Raw genomic sequence first — 21580 nt, forward strand, 5'->3', positions numbered from 1 at the left:
AATCCGCCGCGGTTTGCCGGTGCTGCAGGTTATTAGCCTGGCCTGCAGCCAACTGCCTGTAAACCGCGCGGCCCGTTAGAGGAAGGGCCGCCGCCGTCGCCTGAGGAGAGAACTAGAAATGACCTTCGTCGTCACCGACAACTGCATCAAATGCAAATACACCGACTGCGTGGAAGTCTGTCCGGTGGACTGCTTCTACGAAGGCCCGAACTTCCTGGTGATTCACCCGGACGAGTGCATCGACTGCGCCCTGTGTGAGCCGGAATGCCCAGCCCAAGCCATCTTCTCGGAAGACGAAGTGCCTGCGGGCATGGAGAACTTCCTCGAGCTGAACGCAGAACTGGCGGAGATCTGGCCGAACATCACCGAGCGCAAGGACCCGCTGCCCGACGCCGAAGAGTGGGATGGTAAGCCTGGCAAGATTGCGGATCTGGAACGCTAAGCGTCCGAACCTGAAGAAGGCCCGAAAGGGCCTTTTTTATTGCCTGCGAATCACGTGGCAGGCCTCACCCTTGTAGGAGCGGCCTTGTGCCGCGATCGGCTGCGTAGCAGCGGTAAAATCAGCGACCTCGATACACCAGGTAAATCGTGCGCGCAGGCTTGAACGCCTGCTGCGCAGCTGATCGCGGCACAAGGCCGCTCCTACAAGGTGGCGTGGGGCATTCGACTTTTCTACAGGCAAAAAAAAGGGGCGGTTTGACCCGCCCACATTTTTTCCGTAGTCCCTGCTTGTCCCAATCATCGTCCTGATGAATCGCGTCTTGCGATGTCCCTGACCTTCATCCTTGAAAGCCTGTGTCAGTCCGTCGACACAGTTCGAATACTAGCCATTCCAGTTTGGCGAGCAAGCGTCAAACCTCTCAAAACAATTCAGTGGACACACATTTTCATATCTAAAAAAGTCTTAACTATCATAAAGTTAGGATTATCGATGGGATGGAAACGACAATGATTTACTGATCCCTACAGGAAATTCCTACACAACAAGTAAGTAAACGCTTACAAGCAATGCCACAACGGTAGCGGAATAAACATGGGTGCTTACAAACAAAAACGCCCCGAGGTCGTCGGGGCGTTTGTCGAAGCAGCTGCGCTTACTGGAACAGGGACTCGCTGGAGAGCCCATTCTTCTCGAGGATCTCGCGCAGGCGCTTGAGCCCCTCGACCTGGATCTGCCGCACCCGCTCACGGGTCAGTCCGATTTCCAGGCCAACATCCTCCAAGGTGCTGCTCTCATGCCCGCGTAGCCCGAAGCGGCGTACCACCACTTCGCGCTGCTTGTCGGTCAGCTCGCCCAGCCACTGGTCGATGCTCTGGGAAAGGTCATCATCCTGCAGCAACTCGCAAGGGTCGGTAGGGCGATCGTCCGTCAGGGTGTCGAGCAGGGTCTTGTCGGAGTCTGGACCGAGCGAGACGTCCACCGAGGAAACCCGTTCGTTGAGCCCAAGCATGCGCTTGACCTCCGCGACCGGTTTTTCCAACAGGTTGGCGATTTCTTCCGGAGAAGGCTCGTGGTCGAGCTTTTGGGTCAGCTCCCGTGCGGCGCGCAGGTAGACGTTGAGTTCCTTCACCACGTGGATCGGCAGGCGAATGGTGCGGGTCTGGTTCATGATCGCCCGCTCGATGGTCTGGCGGATCCACCAAGTGGCGTAGGTCGAGAAGCGGAAACCACGCTCCGGGTCGAATTTCTCCACTGCGCGGATCAACCCCAAGTTGCCCTCCTCGATCAAGTCGAGCAGCGACAGGCCACGGTTGACGTAACGACGAGCGATCTTGACCACCAAGCGCAAGTTGCTCTCGATCATGCGCTTGCGACCGGCCGGGTCCCCTTTCTGCGACAGGCGCGCATAGTGCACTTCCTCTTCGGGAGAAAGCAGCGGGGAGAAACCGATCTCGTTGAGATACAGCTGGGTGGCATCGAGCGCCCGGCTGTAATCGATGTATTTGTGTTGCTTGAGCGATGAGCCTTGTTTAGCCCTGGTCCGAACCGAAGGTACAGCAGGTTCGTCTGACACCACATCCGTTTCCAAAACGATGCCCGTCTCCATCAGAAGGAGGTCATCGTCGATGTCAAACTCCGGCACTTCTTTGCTGAGAGCCATTGTTATAGTCCTTTGCTGAGTTCGAACTCAGGCTCGAGCGGCACCTGTTTCCCTGGCAGCGCTGGAGCCTGTCCCCTCTACGTCAGCGGGAACAGGCCGGGGCAAAGATCAACGACGTGGCAGGAACTGGAGCGGATCGACGGGTTTGCCCTGACGGCGAATCTCGAAATGCAGCTTCACCCGATCAGTGCCCGTTGACCCCATTTCAGCGATCGTCTGCCCTGCCTTGACCTGCTGTCCCTCCCGAACCAAAAGCCTGCGGTTATGACCGTAGGCACTGACGTAGGTATCGCTGTGCTTGATGATGATCAGCTCGCCGTAGCCCCTCAAGCCACTCCCGGCGTACACCACTGAACCACCAGACGCAGCAAAAACAGGCTGTCCCAAATTACCGGCGATATCAATGCCTTTATTCAAACTACCGTTTGAAGCGAATTTTCCAATCAGGACGCCATTGGCCGGCCAGGTCCATCCACCCACCGAGCGCTCTGCAGCAGGCACCTGGGTAACCACAGGTGCCGGCGTCGCGGGGGCCGACGTGGCAGGCCGATTGTTCGCAGGCGGCGTGGCCGGGGTGCCTACCGGGCGGCGAGTAACGGTGGTCCTGCTGGACGAGGAAGGGCTCGATACCACTCGTGTCGTGCCAGTTGAACCACTGCTGAAGCGGATGGCCTGGCCGGGGCGAATGGTATAGGGCGCGGCGATGTTGTTGCGCGCGGCCAGCTCCTTGTAGTCCCAGCCGTAGCGGAAGGCGATGGAGTACAGGGTGTCGCCGGGCTTGACCACATATTGCCCGGACGTCACGGTGGGGCGCTTGGGCACCGTATTGTTGCGATCGACCACGCGCGCATTGTTGGAACTGGTGCTGGAGCAACCAGCCAGCGATGTGGCCATGGCCAGGGCAATCACCAGTAGCCTGAAAAACGACTGATCCTTGCGTTGCCGCATGATTGTGTGCCCCACCCGCGCTCCCCTCATGGTGCCGAAACGATATGACGATACGAAATGCAATATTGTTGCAATTATAAACGAGCCGACACGCCTTGGGGTGCCGGCTCAGGTGCCACGACAAGACTGGCGAAACCCCGCACGATAGACAGGGGCGCGGCAGAAGAATTCGTCGATGCCGTAAATATTCCGTGCGCCCTCAGGCCAGCGGGCCGTTGAGCAGTGGCACGAAGCGCACGTTACCCAGCACCCGACGGGAGAACCCATGTTCCTCGCGCACGATCAGCATCAATTGCTGCGCTTCGCCGGCAGGCCCTACCGGGATCACCATGCGCCCCCCGGGCGCCAGCTGGTCCAGCAGCGCCTGGGGCACTTCCGGGGCCACGGCAGTGACGATGATGCCGTTGTAAGGGGCGAGCGCCGGCCAACCCTCGCAGCCGTCCCCCCAACGGAACACCACGTTGCGCAGGTTGAGCTCGACCAGGCGCTCCTTGGCCCTGTCCTGCAGGACCTTGATCCGCTCCACCGAGAACACCCGCTCCACCAACTGCGCCAGGACCGCCGTCTGGTAGCCCGAGCCGGTACCGATCTCCAGGACCTTGTCCAGCGGCCCGGCCTCGAGCAGCAGCTCGCTCATGTGGGCGACCATGAACGGCTGGGAGATGGTCTGGTTGTGCCCGATCGGCAGTGCCGTGTCTTCGTAGGCCCGGTGCGCCAGGGCCTCGTCGACGAACAGGTGGCGCGGGGTACGTCGGATGACCTCGAGCACCTGCGTGTTCGAGACGCCTTCCTCGTACAAGCGCTGGATCAGCCGCTCCCGGGTCCGCTGGGAAGTCATGCCGATACCGCGGCGCAGCATATCGTCCTGTTCACGCATCAGAGCAGGCCCTCCAGCCAACCGTCGAGACGTTCGAAGGCATCATTGAAGGTGCGGTCCAGCTGCAGCGGGGTGATCGACACATAGCCCTGCATCACCGCATGGAAGTCGGTACCCGGCCCACCGTCTTCGGCATCGCCGGCCACGGCGATCCAATAGCCTTCCTTGCCCCGTGGGTTGACCACCTTGGTCGGCGCGGCGGCGCGCGCGCGGTGGCCGAGGCGGGTCAGCTGAATGCCCCGGATATGCTCGAGCGGGAGGTTGGGGATATTGACGTTGAGCACCGTGCGCGGCGGCAGCTCCAAGCGTGACTGGGCCTCCACCAGGCGCCGCGCGATATAGGCGGCGGTGGGTAGGTTGTCCGGCTGGCGCGACAGCAACGAGAAGGCAAGCGAGGTGCCGCCCAAGAAGCGCCCCTCCAGTGCCGCGGCGACGGTACCGGAATACAGCACGTCGTCCCCCAGGTTGGCGCCCAGGTTGATGCCGGACACGACCATGTCAGGCGTTTCCGGCAACAGGCCGTTGAGCCCCAGGTGCACGCAGTCGGTCGGCGTGCCGTTGAGGCTGATGAAGCCATTGGCCAGGGTCTGCGGGTGCAGTGGCCGGTCCAGCGTCAGCGAACTGCTGGCGCCGCTCTTGTCTTGATCCGGGGCAATCACCACGCACTCGGCGTGATCCACCAGCGCAGCATGCAGCGCGGCGAGGCCGGGTGCGGTAACACCGTCGTCATTCGAAATCAGAATACGCATGGGCTGTCCGTCTGCCCTGCCGGCACCAGATCGACGAGCTCGCGCACCACCACGGTGGCGAAGCATCCGGCCGGAAGGACGAATTCCAGTTGCAGGATATCAGGCTCGGGATAATGCCACGTCAGCTCGCCAATAGGGAGCCGCAGGATACGCCGTTCGTGACTCATGCCCGCTTGCGCCAGCCACTGGCACAGCGCCACGTGCTGTTCACCGACGCCTGATTCCAGCGTGAATACTGGGCCGCAGGCCGGCGTAGGGCCTTCGCCCCACAACGGGCCAGTAGGATGCAAGTCGAGAATCGACAAACGAGGATCAGAAATTTCCTTGTCGCCAGCAGGAAAAAAGCTACGACTGTCCGTGAAGGCCAACAGGTCCCCGACCTGCGCCTTGTTCCAGGTACCCTCGGCGACCCTGGTAGCCAGTACCTGGTTGAACAGGTAGCTGCGCCCGGCCGACAACAGCCGCGAACGAACATTGCGCTGCTCGGGCAATGCCTTGCGGGCCGCCCAGTCCTGCGCATCATGCACATTGCCGCCGGCATGGCCGAAACGCTGGCTGCCAAAGTAGTTCGGCACGCCCTGGGCTTTCAGCAGGGCCAGGCGCGCGTCGAGGGCGTCATGGTCGGCACGCAGGGCGGTAAGACGCAAGGTGAAGCCATTGGCCGAATGGGCGCCGCGCTGCAGCTTGCGCTGGTGTCGCACCTGCTTGAGCACGCTCAGGTTGGCGTCTTCAGCGCGCGACAGATCGGGGTCGGCCTTGCCCGGCAGGTGCAGGCTGAACCATTGGCGGGTCAGGGCCTGACGATCCTTGAGCCCTGCATAGCTGATGGCACGCACCGGCACGCCTGCAGCACGGGCCAGGCGACGGGCGGCCTCTTCGGTGTTCAGGTCACGCTTTTCGACCCATAGCCAGAGGTGCTCGCCTTGACCGGAAAGTGGAATGTCCAGTACTTCATCGACCTGGAAATCTTCGGCGACGGCTTTCAATACAGCCTGGCCGAGGGGCTCGCCCGACGCCCTCGGGCCCAACAGTTCCAGTTCGGTCATGCCGGCAGCAACAGGGCGACCGCATGCACGGCGATGCCCTCCTCACGGCCAGTGAAGCCCAGCTTCTCGGTGGTGGTCGCCTTGACGTTGACCTGGTCGAGCCCGACCTGCAGGTCTTCGGCGACCCGCTGGCGCATGGCCTCGATGTGCGGCGCCATCTTCGGTGCCTGGGCCACGATGGTGGCGTCGACGTTGCCGACCTTCCAGCCCTTGGCCTGGACGATACCGACCACGTGGCGCAACAGCACGCGGCTGTCGGCCCCCTTGAACTGGGGGTCGGTATCGGGGAAATGCTTGCCGATGTCACCCAGCGCCGCGGCGCCGAGCAAGGCATCGCTCAGGGCGTGCAGCAGCACGTCACCATCGGAATGGGCCAACAGGCCGTATTTGTGGGGGATACGCACCCCGCCCAGGGTAATGAAATCACCGTCGCAGAAACGGTGCACATCGTAGCCGTGGCCAATACGCATAGGAAAAAGCCCTGATTGAGTCAGGGCGGGATTCTACCTGCTTTAGCTGACATTGGGGCTGGAGGTGATCGCCACGACATTTTTTGCGCCTGCGAGATCGAGCGCCGCGCGGGCGGCGCTCGATCTCGCAGGCGCTGAAAATGCTACATTAAATCCTCACACCCGCCCCAGCGCCACCGCGTGATGACGCAGGTGCTCATCGATGAAGCTGGCGATGAAGTAGTAGCTGTGGTCATAGCCCGGTTGCAGGCGCAAGGTCAGCTCATGGCCGCCCTTGCGTGCTGCCTGCTCCAAGGCTTCGGGCTTGAGCTGCTTCTCCAGGAAGTCATCCCGATCGCCCTGGTCCACCAACAGCGGCGGGCACTGCCCGACAGGCGTCTCGGCGAGCAGCACGCTGGCATCCCACTCGCGCCAGCGCGCACGGTCGTCACCCAGGTAACGGGAAAACGCCTTTTCGCCCCACGGGCAATCCATCGGGTTGCTGATCGGCGAGAACGCCGACACCGAGCGGTACCGGCCCGGGTTGCGCAAGGCACAGACCAGCGCACCGTGGCCACCCATGGAGTGCCCGCTGATGCTGCGCTGATCGGAGGCCGGGAAGTGGGCCTCCACCAAGGCGGGCAGTTCATCCACTACATAGTCATGCATGCGGTAGTGCTGGGCCCAGGGCTGCTGGGTGGCGTTGAGGTAGAACCCGGCGCCCAGGCCGAAGTCCCAGGCGCCATCCGGGTCGCCCGGTACCTGCTCGCCGCGCGGGCTGGTGTCCGGGGCGACGATGATCAGGCCAAGCTCGGCGGCCAGGCGCTGGGCGCCGGCCTTCTGCATGAAGTTCTCGTCGGTGCAGGTCAGGCCGCTGAGCCAGTACAGCACCGGCAGCTTTTCACCCTGCTCGGCCTGCGGTGGCAGGTACACGGCGAACACCATGTCGCAGCCCAGCACCTTGGAGTGGTGCCGGTAGCGCTTGTGCCAGCCGCCGAAGCTCTTCTGGCAAGAGATGTTTTCCAGGCTCATGACGGACCTCAGAAGTGGATCACGCTGCGGATGCTCTTGCCTTCATGCATCAGGTCGAAGGCTTTGTTGATGTCCTCCAGGCCCATGGTGTGGGTGATGAAGGTGTCCAGCGGAATCTCGCCCTTCTCGGACATTTCCACGTAGCTTGGCAGTTCGCTGCGGCCGCGTACGCCACCGAAGGCCGAGCCGCGCCATACACGGCCGGTGACCAGTTGGAACGGACGGGTGGCGATTTCCTGGCCGGCACCGGCCACACCGATGATCACCGACTCGCCCCAGCCCTTGTGGCAGCATTCCAGCGCGGCGCGCATCAGTTGCACGTTGCCGATGCACTCGAAGGAGAAGTCCACACCACCGTCGGTGAGGTCGACGATCACTTCCTGGATCGGGCGATCGTAGTCTTTCGGGTTGATGCAGTCGGTGGCGCCCAGTTGGCGAGCGATCTCGAACTTGGCCGGGTTGATGTCGATGGCGATGATGCGCGAGGCCTTGGCCTTCACCGCGCCGATCACGGCGGACAGGCCGATGCCGCCCAGGCCGAAGATAGCCACGGTGTCACCCGGCTTGACCTTGGCGGTGTTGAGCACCGCACCGATACCGGTGGTGACGCCACACCCGAGCAGGCACACCTTCTCCAGCGGTGCTTCCTTCTGGATCTTGGCCACGGAGATTTCAGGCAGCACGGTGTACTCGGAGAAGGTCGAGGTGCCCATGTAGTGGAACAGCTGCTGGCCCTTGTACGAGAAGCGGGTGGTGCCGTCGGGCATCAGGCCCTTGCCCTGGGTGGCGCGGATGGCCTGGCACAGGTTGGTCTTGCCCGAGAGGCAGAACTTGCACTTGCCGCACTCTGGGGTGTACAGCGGGATCACGTGGTCGCCCACGGCCACCGAGGTCACGCCCTCGCCTACCGCTTCGACGATAGCGCCACCTTCATGGCCGAGGATCGACGGGAAGATGCCTTCCGGGTCGGCGCCGGACAGGGTGTAGGCGTCGGTGTGGCAAACACCGCTGGCGACCACGCGCAGCAGCACCTCACCGGCTTTGGGCATGGCCACGTCGACTTCGACGATTTCCAGGGGTTTCTTGGCCTCGAAGGCAACGGCAGCGCGGGACTTGATCATCAAAGGTCTCCAGATAAGGGGATCGATTCTGTCCGGCAGTGTAATTCACCGGCTTTTGATGAATAATCAGGCAGAAGTAAAAACATTATTGCCGTACAGGGATAATCAATGAGCAGTCGCTGGGAAGGTATCGACGAATTCGTCGCGGTGGCCGAAACCGGCCAGTTCACCGCTGCCGCCGAACGCCTGGGTGTTTCCTCCTCCCACATCAGCCGACAGATCGCCCGCCTCGAAGAGCGCCTGCAGACGCCGCTGCTGTACCGCAGCACCCGCCGGGTGACCCTCAGCGAAGCCGGGCAGACCTTCCTGCAGCATTGCCAACGCCTGCAGGATGGCCGCGAAGAAGCACTACGCGCCATGGGCGACCTGGCCAGCGAGCCCAAGGGGCTGCTGCGCATGACCTGCGCGGTGGCCTACGGCGAACGCTTCATCGTGCCCCTGGTGACTCGTTTCATGACGTTGTACCCGCAGCTCAGGGTGGAGGTGGAACTGAGCAACCGCACATTGGACCTGGTGCATGAAGGCATGGACCTGGCGATACGCCTCGGACGCTTGCAGGACTCTCGCCTGGTCGCCACCCGTCTGGCCCCGCGGCGCATGTACCTGTGCGCATCACCCGCCTACCTGGAGCGTTACGGCCGGCCACATAGCCTGTCGGAACTGGCGCGGCACAACTGTCTGGTCGGCAGCTCGGATGTGTGGATGTTGCAGCAGGACGGGCGGGAACTGAGCCAGCGCGTGCAGGGCAACTGGCGGTGCAACAGCGGGCAGGCCGTGCTGGATGCGGCGTTGCTGGGGATGGGGTTGTGCCAGCTGCCGGACTATTACGTGCTCGAGCATCTACACAGTGGCGCGCTGGTGTCGTTGCTGGAGGCGCACCAGCCGCCAAACACGGCTGTGTGGGCGCTGTACCCACAGCAGCGGCATTTGTCGCCTAAGGTGCGGCGCTTGGTGGATTACCTGAAAGAAGGGTTGGCGGGGTTGCCGGAGTACCGGTTGGCCTGATGGTTCGCTGGAGCCGCTGCGCGGCCCTTTCGCGGCACCAGGCCGTTCCTACAGGAGTTTCACGTTCGCCTGTAGCAGCGGCCTGCCGCGAAAGGACCGCACAGCGGTCCCAACAACTTCAGCGCCTACCCACCCAGCGCTGGCGCAACCATTCCAGATCTTCAGGCCGAGTGACCTTGATATTGTCACTACGCCCCTCGATCAACCGCGGCGCCTGCCCCGACCACTCGATGGCAGACGCTTCGTCGGTGACCAGCACATCCGATACCAGGCATTCCGCCAGGGCCCGGTGCAATGCGCCGAGGCGGAACATCTGCGGCGTGTAGGCCTGCCAGATCGTACTGCGGTCCACCGTGGCGCTGACTCGCCCGTGGGCATCGGCGCGCTTGAGGGTGTCGCGCGCCGGCACCGCAAGCAGGCCGCCGACAGGGTCATCGGCCAATTCCGACAGCAACCGATCCAGGTCGCTGCGCGCCAGGTTCGGCCGTGCTGCGTCATGCACCAACACCCAATCATCGTCGGCCGCGCCCTGGGCGTGCAGCAGCAACAAGGCATTGAGCACCGAGTCGGCACGCTCACGGCCACCGGCAGCCCGCTGGATGCGCGGGTCGCTGGCGCAACGCAGGCCAGGCCAGTACGGATCATCGGCGGCAATGCTGACCACCACGCCCTTGAGCGTGGGGTGGTCGAGGAAACAGTCGAGGCTGTGCTCGAGGAGGGTCTGCCCGCCCAACTGCAGGTATTGCTTGGGACGATCGGCAGCCATGCGGGCGCCAACGCCCGCGGCAGGAATCACGGCCCAGAAGGCCGGTAGCATCTGTGTCATTTTTGCGGCAACTGGTAGAGGGTTTCGCCCTCCTTGACCATCCCCAGTTCATGACGAGCCCGCTCTTCCACGGTCTCCATACCTTTTTTCAACTCCAGGACTTCGGCATCCAGCACACGGTTACGCTCGAGCAGCCGCTCGTTTTCCGCATGCTGTTCGGCGATCTGCTGCTTGAGCTCGGCCACTTGCGCCAGGCTGCCATTGCCCACCCAGAGGCGATACTGCAGGCCACCGAGCAGCAGGAGCAGGACGAGAAACAACCAATAGGGACTGCGCATCAAAGTATCCAGAGGTAAAAGGCCGCCGCTGCGGGCTTCCGATAGCACGAAGCCTGGCCGAGGCCAGGCTTCGTCGACAGAAACCCGTAAGAAGCGTCTGGCAGTTCAGTACGAACGTTCAGACGGCCTCGGCTGCTGCCTTTTTACCATCTCTTGCTCAGCCGCGAAACTCGGCACGGCCGCGGTACACCGCCTTGGCACCCAGCTGCTCTTCGATACGCAGCAGCTGGTTGTACTTGGAGACGCGGTCGGAACGGCACAGCGAACCGGTCTTGATCTGGCCGGCAGCGGTACCCACGGCCAGGTCGGCGATGGTGGAATCTTCGGTTTCACCGGAGCGGTGCGAGATCACTGCGGTGTAGCCAGCGGCCTTGGCCATCTGGATGGCTTCCAGGGTCTCGGTCAGCGAGCCGATCTGGTTGAACTTGATCAGGATCGAGTTACCGATGCCCTTCTCGATGCCTTCCTTGAGGATCTTGGTGTTGGTCACGAACAGGTCGTCACCGACCAGCTGGACCTTGGCGCCGATCTTGTCGGTAAGGATCTTCCAGCCCGCCCAGTCGGACTCGTCCAAGCCATCTTCGATCGAGATGATCGGGAAGCGCTCAGTCAGGCCCTTCAGGTACTCGGCGAAACCTTCGGCGTCGAACGACTTGCCTTCACCGGACAGGTTGTACTTGCCGCCTTCATAGAACTCGGAAGCCGCGCAATCCAGCGCCAGGGTCACATCGGTGCCCAGCTTGTAGCCGGCCTTCTCGACGGCCTCGGCGATGGCGCCCAGGGCGTCTTCGTTGGAGGCCAGGTTCGGGGCGAAGCCACCTTCGTCACCCACGGCGGTGTTCAGGCCACGGGCCTTGAGCACACCTTTGAGGTGATGGAAGATCTCGGTGCCCATGCGCAGGGCGTCGGAGAAGGTCTTGGCGCCAACCGGCTGGACCATGAACTCCTGGATGTCGACGTTGTTGTCGGCGTGCTCGCCGCCGTTGATGATGTTCATCATCGGCACCGGCATGGAGTACTGGCCCGGGGTGCCGTTGAGGTTGGCGATGTGTGCGTACAGCGGCAGGTCCTGGTCCTGGGCGGCGGCCTTGGCAGCAGCCAGGGAGACAGCCAGGATGGCGTTGGCGCCCAGCTTGGCCTTGTTCTCGGTACCGTCCAGTTCGATCATGGCACGGTCCAGGGCCTTCTGGTCTGCTGGGTCCTTGCCCAGCAGCAGGTCGCGGATCGGGCCGTTGATGTTGGCGACGGCCTTCAGCACGCCCTTGCCCAGGTAACGGCTCTTGTCGCCATCACGCAGCTCCAGCGCTTCGCGCGAGCCAGTGGAAGCACCCGACGGCGCGCAAGCGCTGCCGATGATGCCGTTGTCGAGCAGTACATCGGCTTCCACGGTGGGGTTGCCACGCGAATCGAGAACTTCACGACCTTTGATGTCGACGATCTTTGCCATTGTTGTAAGCACTCCAGAATTGACGAAAACAACGCAGCTTTGGGAATTCTTGCCGTTCACCAGGCGACATGGCACGGGCAGGCCTGGCGAAGGGAGCCCCTGACCGAAAGGTCAGGGGTGGAACGGGCGGTACTTTACCCGAGAAATGAGCTTTACGCGGTTTCTACCGTCGGAAAACTTTTCACCAGGTCATCCAGCTGCTTGAGCTGGCTGAGGAACGGCTCCAGCTTGTCCAGGCGCAAGGCGCATGGGCCGTCGCACTTGGCGTTGTCCGGGTCCGGGTGGGCTTCCAGGAACAGCCCGGCCAGGCCTTGGCTCATGCCGGCCTTGGCCAGGTCTGTAACCTGGGCGCGGCGACCGCCGGCCGAGTCGGAGCGACCGCCCGGCATCTGCAACGAGTGGGTCACGTCGAAGAACACCGGGTACTCGAACTGCTTCATGATGCCGAAGCCGAGCATATCCACCACCAGGTTGTTGTAGCCGAAGCTCGAACCGCGCTCGCAGAGGATCAACTGGTCGTTGCCGGCCTCGACGCACTTGGCGAGGATGTGTTTCATCTCGTGAGGCGCGAGGAACTGCGCCTTCTTGATGTTGATCACCGCGCCAGTCTTGGCCATCGCCACCACCAGGTCGGTCTGGCGCGACAGGAAGGCCGGCAGCTGGATGATGTCGCACACTTTCGCGACCGGTTCGCACTGGTAGGGCTCGTGCACGTCGGTGATCACCGGCACGTTGAAGGTACGCTTGATCTCCTCGAAGATCTTCAGCCCTTCTTCCATGCCTGGGCCACGGTACGAAGTAACCGACGAACGGTTGGCCTTGTCGAAGCTGGCCTTGAACACATACGGGATACCGAGCTTCTCGGTCACCCGCACGTACTCTTCGCAGACCTTCAGAGCCAGGTCACGGGACTCCAGGACGTTCATGCCGCCGAACAGGACGAACGGCTTGTCGTTGGCGATCTCGATGTTACCGACGCGAATGATCTTCTGGGTCATGGATCAGGCCTTGTTCTTCTGCGCCAGGGCCGCCTTGACGAAGCCACTGAACAGCGGGTGGCCGTCACGCGGGGTCGAGGTGAACTCGGGGTGGAACTGGCACGCCACGAACCATGGGTGGTCCTTGGACTCGACCACTTCCACCAGGGCGCCGTCGCCTGAACGACCGGACACCACCAGGCCAGCCTCGACCATCTGCGGCAGCAGGGTGTTGTTGACTTCGTAGCGGTGACGGTGGCGCTCGACGATCACGTCCTTGCCGTAGCAGTCGTGGACGTTCGAGTTGCCCATCAGCTGGCACTCCTGCGCACCCAGGCGCATCGTGCCGCCCAGGTCCGAGGCTTCGGTGCGGGTCTCGACGGCACCGGTGGCATCGGCCCACTCGGTGATCAGGCCCACGACCGGGTGGCCGCTGTTGCGGTCGAATTCGGTGGAGTTGGCGTCTTTCCAGCCCATCACGTTACGGGCGAACTCGATCACCGCAACCTGCATGCCCAGGCAGATACCCAGGTAAGGGACCTTGTTCTCGCGGGCGTATTGCACCGCGGTGATCTTGCCTTCCACACCGCGCAGGCCGAAACCGCCCGGGACCAGGATGGCATCGGCGCCTTCGAGCAGGCTGGTGCCCTGGTTCTCGATGTCTTCGGAATCGATGTAGCGCAGGTTGACCTTGGTGCGGTTCTGGATGCCAGCGTGGCTCATCGCCTCGATCAGCGACTTGTATGCATCCAGCAGCTCCATGTACTTGCCGACCATGGCGATGGTGACTTCATGCTCAGGGTTGAGCTTGGCGTCCACCACCTGGTCCCACTCGGACAGGTCGGCGCTGTTGCACTGCAGGCCGAAGCGCTCGACGACGAAATCGTCCAGGCCCTGGGCATGCAGCACACCCGGGATCTTGTAGATGGTGTCGACGTCTTCCAGGGAGATCACCGCGCGCTCTTCGACGTTGGTGAACAGCGCGATCTTGCGGCGCGACGAGGCGTCGACCGGGTGGTCGGAACGGCAGATCAGCACGTCTGGCTGCAGGCCGATGGAGCGCAGCTCCTTGACCGAGTGCTGGGTCGGCTTGGTCTTGGTCTCGCCCGCAGTGGCGATGTACGGAACCAGGGTCAGGTGCATCAGCATGGCGCGCTTGGAGCCCACTTCGACGCGCAGCTGACGGATGGCCTCGAGGAACGGCTGCGACTCGATGTCACCGACGGTACCGCCGATTTCCACCAGGGCCACATCGGCATCGCCGGCGCCCTTGATGATGCGACGCTTGATCTCGTCGGTGATGTGCGGGATCACCTGGATGGTCGCGCCCAGGTAGTCACCACGGCGCTCCTTGCGCAGCACGTGCTCGTAGATGCGGCCGGTGGTGAAGTTGTTGTTCTGGGTCATGGTCGTGCGGATGAACCGCTCGTAGTGGCCCAGGTCAAGGTCGGTCTCGGCGCCGTCGTGGGTGACGAACACCTCACCGTGCTGGAACGGGCTCATGGTGCCGGGGTCGACGTTGATGTACGGGTCCAGCTTGAGCATGGTGACCTTGAGCCCCCGCGCCTCCAGGATGGCCGCCAAGGAAGCCGAGGCAATGCCTTTCCCCAATGAAGAAACAACACCGCCCGTGACGAATATGTAGCGCGTCATGAAAAACCCTAGAAGTCTGCGTTAAAGCGGCCAGCGCCGCCGGAGAAAGCGAAGGAAGGCCGAAGCCCCCGATCACCTGCGTCTATCACAGTGCATCTCGAAAAACTGCCGCGTCTGTACAAACCAGGGGTATCCCCGGCATGGAGCTCGCTCGTCATTTTAAGAATCAGCCCAGCAAAAAACTGCTTGGTAATCGGCAACTCCTGTGTTTTCGATGAACCCACAGAAGCTGTATCAAGAAGGGAGGGTAGTCTACCCGAATGTACCCTTCAGCTCAAACCTTGCACGCTCGTCGGTGGCTGCCAGTGAAACTGCGGGCCGCCCTGCCCTGCCAGCGGCAGATTGGCCACCGCCAGCACCTGCTCGCCCAGCAGCAGCAACGGCAGGCGTGGCCGCACGAAATGCGGCACCTGCCACTCATTGAGCAGGCGCTTGAGGTCGCGCCGGCCACGGCCGGGCACATCGAGGACCTCGCCTCCTTGACGGTAGCCCACCTGCAACCCAGCGGGCCAGGCGCCGCCCTGCACATACACACACCCGTTGCCGGGTAACGCCAAGGGCGAACCCGGGTCCACCCAGGCCAGCCTGCCAGCGACCGATTCGAGCCACTGTCCGCTCAACCACCAGATACGCCCATGGCTTCGCTGCAGCACGCCGTCGCCGAGGTGCCAAATTGGCTGGGCATCGATGGCCGCGTCGCGCAGGTCCTCCCAACCGGCCCAGTGACGGCTGTCCGGCAGCCGGGTACGGCTGCTCAGCCAGTATTGCAGGGCATTGCGCTGGCGTGCGGGTGACAGTGCCTTGAGGCTTTCCAAATCCAGGGAATCCAGGCCCAGCCACGGTAGTGGCGCGCCGCGTGCGGCTGGCGCCAGGTCGCTGCAGGCCAACTCGTCCAGCAGGCCCAGGGCCTCGCCCAGATGCTCGGCACTGCGTGCCAGGTTGCCGGCTGCCTGGGGCCAGCGTTGACCCAACAAGGGGAAGACCTCGCGACGCAGGTAGTTGCGGGCGAAGACGGTGTCGGCATTGGAAGGGTCCTCGACCCAGGCAAGCCCGGCTGCCTTGGCATGGGCCAGCAATTGCCCCCGCGCCACCGCCAGCAACGGCCTGGCCAAGGTGCCCTGCCCCAGCGCGCGTGCCGCTGGCATCGCTGCCAGGCCGCGCAGCCCGGCGCCGCGCAACAGACGAAAGAGCAGGGTTTCGGCCTGGTCCTCGCGGTGCTGGCCGGTGAACAGCACGTCGCCCGGCCCGAGCAACTGGCTGAACGCGGCATAGCGAGCGTCCCGGGCAGCCTGCTCGAGACTGGCGCCGGGGGCGACCTGCACATGGATCACCTGCAGCTCGATACCCAGGCCATCGCAAACTGACTGGCAATGCGCTGGCCAGCCGTCGGCGGCGGCCTGCAAGCCATGGTGGATGTGCACGGCGCGCAGCGGTGGTGCGTCATGGGCACGGACGTAGTCGGCCAGCAGGTGCAGGAGGACGGTGGAATCGAGGCCACCGGAGAAGGCGACGTGCCAGGCGGAGGCGTCTAGCCAGGGGGTGAGGTTGATCATTAGGGCCTCACTTGGCGGGTGATGGCCGGGGATGCTTCGCCCCCTTTCGCGGCACAAGGCCGCTCCTACAGGTATCGCAGCATCGGTAGGAGCGCAAAACCTGTAGGAGCGGCCTTGTGCCGCGAAAGGGCCGCAAGACGGCCCCAGGGTCTATCAGACGCCGTAGCTCATCAGGCGCTCGTAACGGCGCGCCAGCAGGGCATCGGTGTCGAACTTGCCCAGCATGTCCAACTGCTCGACCAGGTCGGCGCGGATGCTTTCGGACATCTTCGCCGGGTCGCGGTGGGCGCCGCCCAGGGGCTCACTGATGACCTTGTCGACGATATTCAAGCTCTTCAAGCGCTCTGCGGTGATGCCCATGGCCTCGGCAGCGTCCGCCGCCTTGTCGGCGGTCTTCCACAGGATCGAGGCGCAGCCTTCCGGCGAGATCACCGAGTAAGTGGAGTACTGCAGCATGTTCAGCTGGTCGCACACACCGATGGCCAGCGCGCCGCCGGAACCACCCTCACCGATGACGGTGGCGATGATCGGCGTCTTCAGGCGTGCCATCACACGCAGGTTCCAGGCGATTGCTTCGCTCTGGTTGCGCTCTTCGGCGTCGATGCCCGGGTAGGCACCTGGGGTGTCGATGAAGGTGAGGATCGGCATCTTGAAGCGCTCGGCCATTTCCATCAGGCGACAAGCTTTGCGATAGCCTTCCGGACGCGGCATGCCGAAGTTGCGGCGGACTTTCTCGCGCACTTCACGGCCCTTCTGGTGACCGATGACCATGACCGGCTTGCCGTCCAGACGCGCGGTACCACCGACGATCGCGGCGTCGTCGGCGAAATGACGGTCGCCGTGCAGCTCTTCGAACTCGGTGAAGATGTGGTCGATGTAGTCCAGGGTATAGGGACGACGCGGATGACGGGCCAGGCGGGCGATCTGCCAGCTGGTCAGGTTGCCGAAGATGCTTTCGGTCAGGGTATTGCTCTTGTCTTGCAGACGGGCAATTTCATCGCTGATGTTCAGCGAATTGTCGTTGCCCACCAGGCGCAGCCCTTCGATCTTGGCTTGCAGGTCGGCAATCGGCTGTTCGAAGTCGAGGAAATTCGGGTTCATAGGCATCCGTCTTGGGTCTACGGCCAGGCGGCCGGCCGGTTGATCCGTTTGGCGCCCTACCTTAAGGGATCAGGCGCATTCAGGTCGAGAGTAAAATTCGTCGGTTCAGCGGTATTGCAGGAAGACGTTCTCACGTCCGAACTGGTCACGCAGCGCTTGAATCAGGCCATCGGCCGGGTCGATCGACCATTCGTCGCCGAACTGCAACATGGCCCGGGCATCGCTGCCGGTATATTCCAGGGTGATCGGGCAGCCGCCGCGGTGCTTGGTGATCAGCTCGCCGAGCCAGGCCAGACGGTCGCCTTTGAGTGCCTCATGGGCGACTTTCAGGCGTAGGCTCTCGGCCAGCTTGGTCCGAGCGTCCTCCATGGTCATCACGGTCTTGACCCGCAGGCGCAGGCCACCGGAGAAGTCGTCGTTGCTGACCTCCCCTTCCACCACCACCATCGCGTCGGTCTGCAGCAGGGCCTGGGCCGCCATGAAGGCATCGGCGAACAGCGAAGCCTCGATCCGCCCGGATCGGTCATCGAGGGTGACGAAGCCCATCTTGTCGCCCTTCTTGTTCTTCATCACTCGCAGGGCAATGATCATCCCGGCCACGGTCTGGGTATCGCGGGACGGTTTGAGGTCGACGATGCGCTGGCGGGCGAAGCGGCGGATTTCGGTCTCGTATTCGTCGATCGGGTGGCCGGTCAGGTACAGGCCCAAGGTGTCCTTCTCGCCCCGCAGGCGCTCCTTGAGGGTCAGCTCGCGCACCTTGCGGTGGTTCGCATAGACGTCCGAATCCTCCTCGACGAACAGCCCGCCGAACAGGTCGATGTGGCCGCTGTCGGCGGTACGAGCCGTCTGCTCGGCGGCCTTGATCGCCTCTTCCAGGGCCGAGAGCAGCACCGCGCGGTTGCGGTCGATATTGGCCTGGTAGGCTTTGATCTCGTCATGGAAGTAAGGGCCCAGGCGGTCCAGGGCACCACTGCGGATCAGGGCGTCGAGGGTGCGCTTGTTGATGCGTTTCAAGTCCACGCGCTCGCAGAAGTCGAACAGGTCCTTGAACGGCCCACCCTCGGCACGCGCCTCGACGATGGCCTCCACTGGGCCTTCGCCGACGCCCTTGATCGCGCCCAGGCCGTAGACGATGCGGCCATCGTTGTTGACGGTGAACTTGAAGTCGGAGAAGTTCACGTCCGGCGCATCGAGGCGCAGCTTCATGTTGCGCACTTCCTCGACCAGCACGACCACCTTGTCGGTGTTGTGCATATCCGCCGAGAGCACCGCAGCCATGAACGGCGCCGGGTGGTGGGTCTTGAGCCAGGCGGTCTGGTAGGAGACCAGGCCGTAGGCGGCCGAGTGGGATTTGTTGAAGCCGTAGCCGGCGAACTTTTCCACCAGGTCGAAGATGTTGCCGGCCAGGTCCGCGTCGATGCCATTGTTCGCGCAGCCTTCGATGAAGCCACCGCGCTGCTTGGCCATCTCCTCGGGCTTCTTCTTGCCCATGGCCCGGCGCAGCATGTCGGCGCCGCCGAGGGTGTAGCCGGCCATGACCTGGGCGATCTGCATCACCTGTTCCTGGTACAGAATGATGCCGTAGGTCGGCGCCAACACCGGTTTCAGGCCGTCATACTGGTAGTCCGGGTGTGGGTAGGCCAGCTCCGCACGGCCATGCTTGCGGTTGATGAAGTCGTCCACCATGCCCGACTGCAGCGGGCCGGGGCGGAACAGCGCCACCAGTGCGATCAGGTCTTCCAGGCAGTCGGGCTTGAGCTTCTTGATCAGCTCCTTCATGCCACGCGATTCGAGCTGGAACACCGCCGTGGTCTCGGCCTTCTGCAACAGCTCGTAGGTCTTGCGGTCGTCCAGCGGGATGAAGTCGATGTTGACGTCGGGCAGGTTCTTCTTTTTCTGCTCGCGGTTGATGATCTCCATCGCCCACTTGATGATGGTCAGCGTACGCAGGCCGAGGAAGTCGAACTTCACCAGGCCCGCGGCCTCGACGTCGTCCTTGTCGAATTGGGTCACCAGGCCGCCGCCTTCTTCGTCACAGGCGATCGGCGAGAAGTCGGTGAGCTTGGTCGGGGCGATCACCACGCCACCGGCGTGCTTGCCGGTACCGCGGGTGACACCTTCGAGCTTGAGGGCCATGTCCCAGATCTCGCGGGCGTCCTCGTCGCCCTTGAGGAAGTCGCGCAGGATCTCTTCCTGCTCGTAGGCTTTCTCCAGAGTCATACCCACTTCGAATGGGATCATCTTCGACAGGCGGTCGGCCAGGCCATAGGACTTGCCCTGCACCCGCGCCACATCACGCACCACCGCCTTGGCGGCCATGGTACCGAAGGTGATGATCTGGCTCACCGCGTTGCGCCCGTAGGCTTCGGCCACGTAGTCGATCACCCGGTCGCGGCCATCCATGCAGAAGTCGACGTCGAAGTCGGGCATGGAAATACGTTCAGGGTTGAGGAAGCGCTCGAACAGCAGGTCGTAGGCCAGCGGGTCGAGGTCGGTGATCTTCAGTACGTAGGCCACCAGCGAACCGGCACCCGAACCCCGGCCCGGGCCCACCGGCACGCCGTTGTTCTTGGCCCACTTGATGAAGTCCATCACGATCAGGAAGTAACCGGGGAAGCCCATCTGGATGATGATGTCCAGTTCGAACTTCAGGCGGTCCAGGTAGACCTGGCGCTTTTCTTCATAATTGGGCGTGGTCTCCTTGGGCCAGAGCACCGCCAGGCGCTCTTCCAGGCCTTCATAGGAGACATGACGCAGATAGTCGTCGATGCCCATGCCGTTGGGTGTCGGGAAATCGGGAAGGAAGTACTTGCCCAGCTGCACGGTGATGTTGCAGCGTTTGGCGATTTCCACGGTGTTGGCGATGGCGTCCGGCAGGTCGCTGAACAGCTCGGCCATTTCCTCGGCGCTCTTGAGGTACTGCTGGTCGCTGTACATGCGCGGGCGGCGAGGGTCGTCGAGGGTCCAGCCTTCACCGATGCACACGCGCGTCTCATGGGCGTCGAAGTCGGACTGTTTGATGAAGCGCACATCGTTGGTCGCCACCAGCGGCGCACCGACCTTGTCGGCCAGGGCCACGGCGGCGTGCAGGTATTCTTCGTCTCCGGCACGATTGGTGCGCTGCACCTCGACATAGAATCGATCCGGAAGCATCTGCATCCAGTCACGCAACAGGGCCTCGGCCTCTTCGGCCTTGCCTGCCAGCAGGGCCATGCCGATATCCCCTTCCTTGGCCGCCGACAAGCCGATCAGGCCTTCGCTGGCCGGGGCGATCCATTCGCGCTGGATGATCACCAGACCATTGCGCTGGCCGTCGGTCCAGCCGCGGGAGATCAGTTCGGTGAGGTTGCGGTAGCCCTTGGGGTTCATCGCCAGGAAGCAGATGCGCGATAGCGGTGCATCGGGGTCGCTGCCTGCCAGCCACAGGTCGGCGCCACAGATCGGCTTGATACCGGCGCCCATGGCGGTCTTGTAGAACTTCACCAGCGAGCACATGTTGCTCTGGTCGGTGATCGCCACCGCCGGCATGTTCATCCCCGCCAATGCCTTGGCCAGCGGCTTGATCCGCACCAGGCCGTCGACCAGCGAGAATTCGGAGTGCACGCGAAGGTGAACGAAGGAGACCGACATGGATGATCCTGTAGCAGTGCTAAACGACAAGGGCGGGATTGTAGCGTAAATGCAGGGGGAATTTGGGGCTGCTGTGCAACCCAATCGCGGGACAAGCCCGCTCCTACAGGGGGGGCGGGAGGGCTGGGTGATCTCCCACAGAGACCAAGCGGCCCCGATGGATCAGATCAGAGAATCGGTAATGCCTTCACGTGCTTCCCACGCGGCGCGTACCGGCGCGAACGAGCGCCGGTGAATCGGCGTCGGCCCCAACCGCGCCAGGGCCTCCAGGTGCGCCGGCGTCGGGTAGCCCTTGTGCCCGCCGATGCCATAGCCCGGGTAGATCAGCTCGAACGCGCTCATCTCTCGGTCACGGGTAACCTTGGCCAGGATGGACGCAGCGGCGATCGCCGGCACCTGGGCATCGCCCTGCACCACCGGCGCAGCCGGCACTGCGAGCTTCGGGCAACGGTTACCGTCGATCAGTGCAAGCTTGGGCGTGATGCTCAAACCCTCCACCGCACGCTGCATGGCCAGCATGGTGGCCTGCAGGATGTTCAGGCTATCGATTTCTTCTACCGTGGCGCGCGCGATGAAAAAGCTCAGGGCTTTCTCGCAGATTTCGTCGAACAGCGCCTCGCGCTTGGCCTCGGTGAGCTTCTTCGAGTCGTTCAGGCCCAGGATCGGACGCTGCGGATCGAGGATCACCGCCGCGGTCACGACATCGCCACACAGCGGCCCACGGCCCACTTCGTCGACACCGGCAACCAGTTCCTCGACCAGATTGAAGTCCAGCCCCATCTGCAT

The 21580-nt window shown here is 63.1% G+C and carries 19 protein-coding genes; 2 read left to right on the forward strand and 17 right to left on the reverse strand.

Annotated elements, in window-relative coordinates:
- The first annotated feature begins 118 nt into the window (after positions 1–118).
- Entirely contained in the window at positions 119–442 is a 324-nt protein-coding gene (gene fdxA / locus ACNFG0_RS14960; RefSeq protein WP_054891051.1) for a ferredoxin FdxA, read from the forward strand.
- A 652-nt stretch (positions 443–1094) separates the two neighbouring features.
- Here the strand turns inward: fdxA and rpoS are convergent.
- The 8 genes from rpoS to ACNFG0_RS15000 all read right to left on the reverse strand — a co-directional run bounded on the left by rpoS (position 1095) and on the right by ACNFG0_RS15000 (position 8324).
- Complete coding sequence (gene rpoS, locus ACNFG0_RS14965; protein ID WP_196144862.1) at positions 1095–2102, reverse strand: RNA polymerase sigma factor RpoS; 1008 nt, start codon at positions 2100–2102, stop codon at positions 1095–1097.
- A gap of 108 nt (positions 2103–2210) precedes the next feature.
- On the reverse strand, positions 2211–3065 hold the full coding sequence (locus ACNFG0_RS14970) for a peptidoglycan DD-metalloendopeptidase family protein (protein ID WP_196144861.1): 855 nt from the start codon (positions 3063–3065) through the stop codon (positions 2211–2213).
- Positions 3066–3249: 184 nt separating this feature from the next.
- The gene (locus ACNFG0_RS14975; RefSeq protein ID WP_196144928.1) at positions 3250–3888 is read right to left on the reverse strand and encodes a protein-L-isoaspartate(D-aspartate) O-methyltransferase; all 639 of its coding nucleotides are present in this window, start codon (positions 3886–3888) and stop codon (positions 3250–3252) included.
- Between the two features lie 38 nt (positions 3889–3926).
- The gene (gene surE, locus ACNFG0_RS14980; protein WP_084854406.1) at positions 3927–4676 is read right to left on the reverse strand and encodes a 5'/3'-nucleotidase SurE; all 750 of its coding nucleotides are present in this window, start codon (positions 4674–4676) and stop codon (positions 3927–3929) included.
- Entirely contained in the window at positions 4664–5722 is a 1059-nt protein-coding gene (gene truD / locus ACNFG0_RS14985) for a tRNA pseudouridine(13) synthase TruD (protein ID WP_416765442.1), read from the reverse strand. The genes surE and truD overlap by 13 nt, the downstream gene beginning before the upstream one ends.
- The gene (ispF, locus tag ACNFG0_RS14990; RefSeq protein ID WP_196156009.1) at positions 5719–6192 is read right to left on the reverse strand and encodes a 2-C-methyl-D-erythritol 2,4-cyclodiphosphate synthase; all 474 of its coding nucleotides are present in this window, start codon (positions 6190–6192) and stop codon (positions 5719–5721) included. The genes truD and ispF overlap by 4 nt, the downstream gene beginning before the upstream one ends.
- Before the next feature lie 156 nt (positions 6193–6348).
- Entirely contained in the window at positions 6349–7203 is an 855-nt protein-coding gene (gene fghA / locus ACNFG0_RS14995; RefSeq protein ID WP_196144858.1) for an S-formylglutathione hydrolase, read from the reverse strand.
- An 8-nt stretch (positions 7204–7211) separates the two neighbouring features.
- Entirely contained in the window at positions 7212–8324 is a 1113-nt protein-coding gene (locus ACNFG0_RS15000) for an S-(hydroxymethyl)glutathione dehydrogenase/class III alcohol dehydrogenase (protein ID WP_016712915.1), read from the reverse strand.
- 108 nt (positions 8325–8432) lie between these two features.
- On the opposite strand from ACNFG0_RS15000, the gene ACNFG0_RS15005 reads away from it, so the two are divergent.
- Positions 8433–9329, forward strand: coding sequence for a LysR substrate-binding domain-containing protein (locus ACNFG0_RS15005; RefSeq protein WP_196156008.1), 897 nt, complete (start codon positions 8433–8435; stop codon positions 9327–9329).
- Between the two features lie 118 nt (positions 9330–9447).
- Here the strand turns inward: ACNFG0_RS15005 and ispD are convergent, their stop codons facing one another.
- From ispD to rnhB, 9 genes are all read right to left on the reverse strand, one after another.
- Positions 9448–10155: a 2-C-methyl-D-erythritol 4-phosphate cytidylyltransferase gene (gene ispD, locus ACNFG0_RS15010; protein WP_416765444.1), complete on the reverse strand. Its 708-nt coding sequence runs from the start codon at positions 10153–10155 to the stop codon at positions 9448–9450.
- Entirely contained in the window at positions 10152–10433 is a 282-nt protein-coding gene (ftsB, locus tag ACNFG0_RS15015; RefSeq protein WP_043208829.1) for a cell division protein FtsB, read from the reverse strand. The genes ispD and ftsB overlap by 4 nt, the downstream gene beginning before the upstream one ends.
- 157 nt (positions 10434–10590) lie before the next feature.
- Entirely contained in the window at positions 10591–11880 is a 1290-nt protein-coding gene (gene eno / locus ACNFG0_RS15020; protein WP_196144855.1) for a phosphopyruvate hydratase, read from the reverse strand.
- Positions 11881–12032: 152 nt separating this feature from the next.
- Positions 12033–12878 carry a 3-deoxy-8-phosphooctulonate synthase gene (gene kdsA, locus ACNFG0_RS15025; RefSeq protein ID WP_196144854.1) on the reverse strand — a complete coding sequence of 282 codons (846 nt, stop codon included), beginning with the start codon at positions 12876–12878 and terminating at the stop codon, positions 12033–12035.
- A gap of 3 nt (positions 12879–12881) precedes the next feature.
- Positions 12882–14510, reverse strand: a complete 1629-nt coding sequence (locus ACNFG0_RS15030) for a CTP synthase (protein ID WP_196144853.1) — start codon at positions 14508–14510, stop codon at positions 12882–12884.
- A 269-nt stretch (positions 14511–14779) separates the two neighbouring features.
- Positions 14780–16063 (reverse strand): tRNA lysidine(34) synthetase TilS, encoded by a 1284-nt coding sequence (tilS, locus tag ACNFG0_RS15035; RefSeq protein ID WP_416765445.1) that lies wholly within the window; start codon positions 16061–16063, stop codon positions 14780–14782.
- A gap of 153 nt (positions 16064–16216) precedes the next feature.
- Entirely contained in the window at positions 16217–17164 is a 948-nt protein-coding gene (locus ACNFG0_RS15040; protein WP_196144851.1) for an acetyl-CoA carboxylase carboxyltransferase subunit alpha, read from the reverse strand.
- Positions 17165–17269: 105 nt separating this feature from the next.
- Positions 17270–20794 (reverse strand): DNA polymerase III subunit alpha, encoded by a 3525-nt coding sequence (gene dnaE / locus ACNFG0_RS15045; protein WP_196144850.1) that lies wholly within the window; start codon positions 20792–20794, stop codon positions 17270–17272.
- 162 nt (positions 20795–20956) lie between these two features.
- On the reverse strand, positions 20957–21580 hold the full coding sequence (gene rnhB / locus ACNFG0_RS15050; RefSeq protein ID WP_196165835.1) for a ribonuclease HII: 624 nt from the start codon (positions 21578–21580) through the stop codon (positions 20957–20959).

Origin of the sequence: Pseudomonas sp. NY15372 (assembly GCF_048068215.1) — a bacterium.
GTDB classification, from domain to species: Bacteria; Pseudomonadota; Gammaproteobacteria; order Pseudomonadales; family Pseudomonadaceae; genus Aquipseudomonas; species Aquipseudomonas guariconensis_A.

Excerpts from the sequence above, each read along its gene's own strand:
- fdxA (WP_054891051.1), top strand. The coding sequence starts at position 119 with ATGACCTTCGTCGTCACCGACAACTGCATCAAATGCAAATACACCGAC.
- rpoS (WP_196144862.1), bottom strand. The coding sequence starts at position 2,102 with ATGGCTCTCAGCAAAGAAGTGCCGGAGTTTGACATCGACGATGACCTC.
- ACNFG0_RS14975 (WP_196144928.1), bottom strand. The coding sequence starts at position 3,888 with ATGACTTCCCAGCGGACCCGGGAGCGGCTGATCCAGCGCTTGTACGAG.
- surE (WP_084854406.1), bottom strand. The coding sequence starts at position 4,676 with ATGCGTATTCTGATTTCGAATGACGACGGTGTTACCGCACCCGGCCTC.
- truD (WP_416765442.1), bottom strand. The coding sequence starts at position 5,722 with ATGACCGAACTGGAACTGTTGGGCCCGAGGGCGTCGGGCGAGCCCCTC.
- ispF (WP_196156009.1), bottom strand. The coding sequence starts at position 6,192 with ATGCGTATTGGCCACGGCTACGATGTGCACCGTTTCTGCGACGGTGAT.
- fghA (WP_196144858.1), bottom strand. The coding sequence starts at position 7,203 with ATGAGCCTGGAAAACATCTCTTGCCAGAAGAGCTTCGGCGGCTGGCAC.
- ACNFG0_RS15000 (WP_016712915.1), bottom strand. The coding sequence starts at position 8,324 with ATGATCAAGTCCCGCGCTGCCGTTGCCTTCGAGGCCAAGAAACCCCTG.
- ACNFG0_RS15005 (WP_196156008.1), top strand. The coding sequence starts at position 8,433 with ATGAGCAGTCGCTGGGAAGGTATCGACGAATTCGTCGCGGTGGCCGAA.
- ispD (WP_416765444.1), bottom strand. The coding sequence starts at position 10,155 with ATGACACAGATGCTACCGGCCTTCTGGGCCGTGATTCCTGCCGCGGGC.
- ftsB (WP_043208829.1), bottom strand. The coding sequence starts at position 10,433 with ATGCGCAGTCCCTATTGGTTGTTTCTCGTCCTGCTCCTGCTGCTCGGT.
- eno (WP_196144855.1), bottom strand. The coding sequence starts at position 11,880 with ATGGCAAAGATCGTCGACATCAAAGGTCGTGAAGTTCTCGATTCGCGT.
- kdsA (WP_196144854.1), bottom strand. The coding sequence starts at position 12,878 with ATGACCCAGAAGATCATTCGCGTCGGTAACATCGAGATCGCCAACGAC.
- ACNFG0_RS15030 (WP_196144853.1), bottom strand. The coding sequence starts at position 14,510 with ATGACGCGCTACATATTCGTCACGGGCGGTGTTGTTTCTTCATTGGGG.
- tilS (WP_416765445.1), bottom strand. The coding sequence starts at position 16,063 with ATGATCAACCTCACCCCCTGGCTAGACGCCTCCGCCTGGCACGTCGCC.
- ACNFG0_RS15040 (WP_196144851.1), bottom strand. The coding sequence starts at position 17,164 with ATGAACCCGAATTTCCTCGACTTCGAACAGCCGATTGCCGACCTGCAA.
- dnaE (WP_196144850.1), bottom strand. The coding sequence starts at position 20,794 with ATGTCGGTCTCCTTCGTTCACCTTCGCGTGCACTCCGAATTCTCGCTG.
- rnhB (WP_196165835.1), bottom strand. The coding sequence starts at position 21,580 with ATGCAGATGGGGCTGGACTTCAATCTGGTCGAGGAACTGGTTGCCGGT.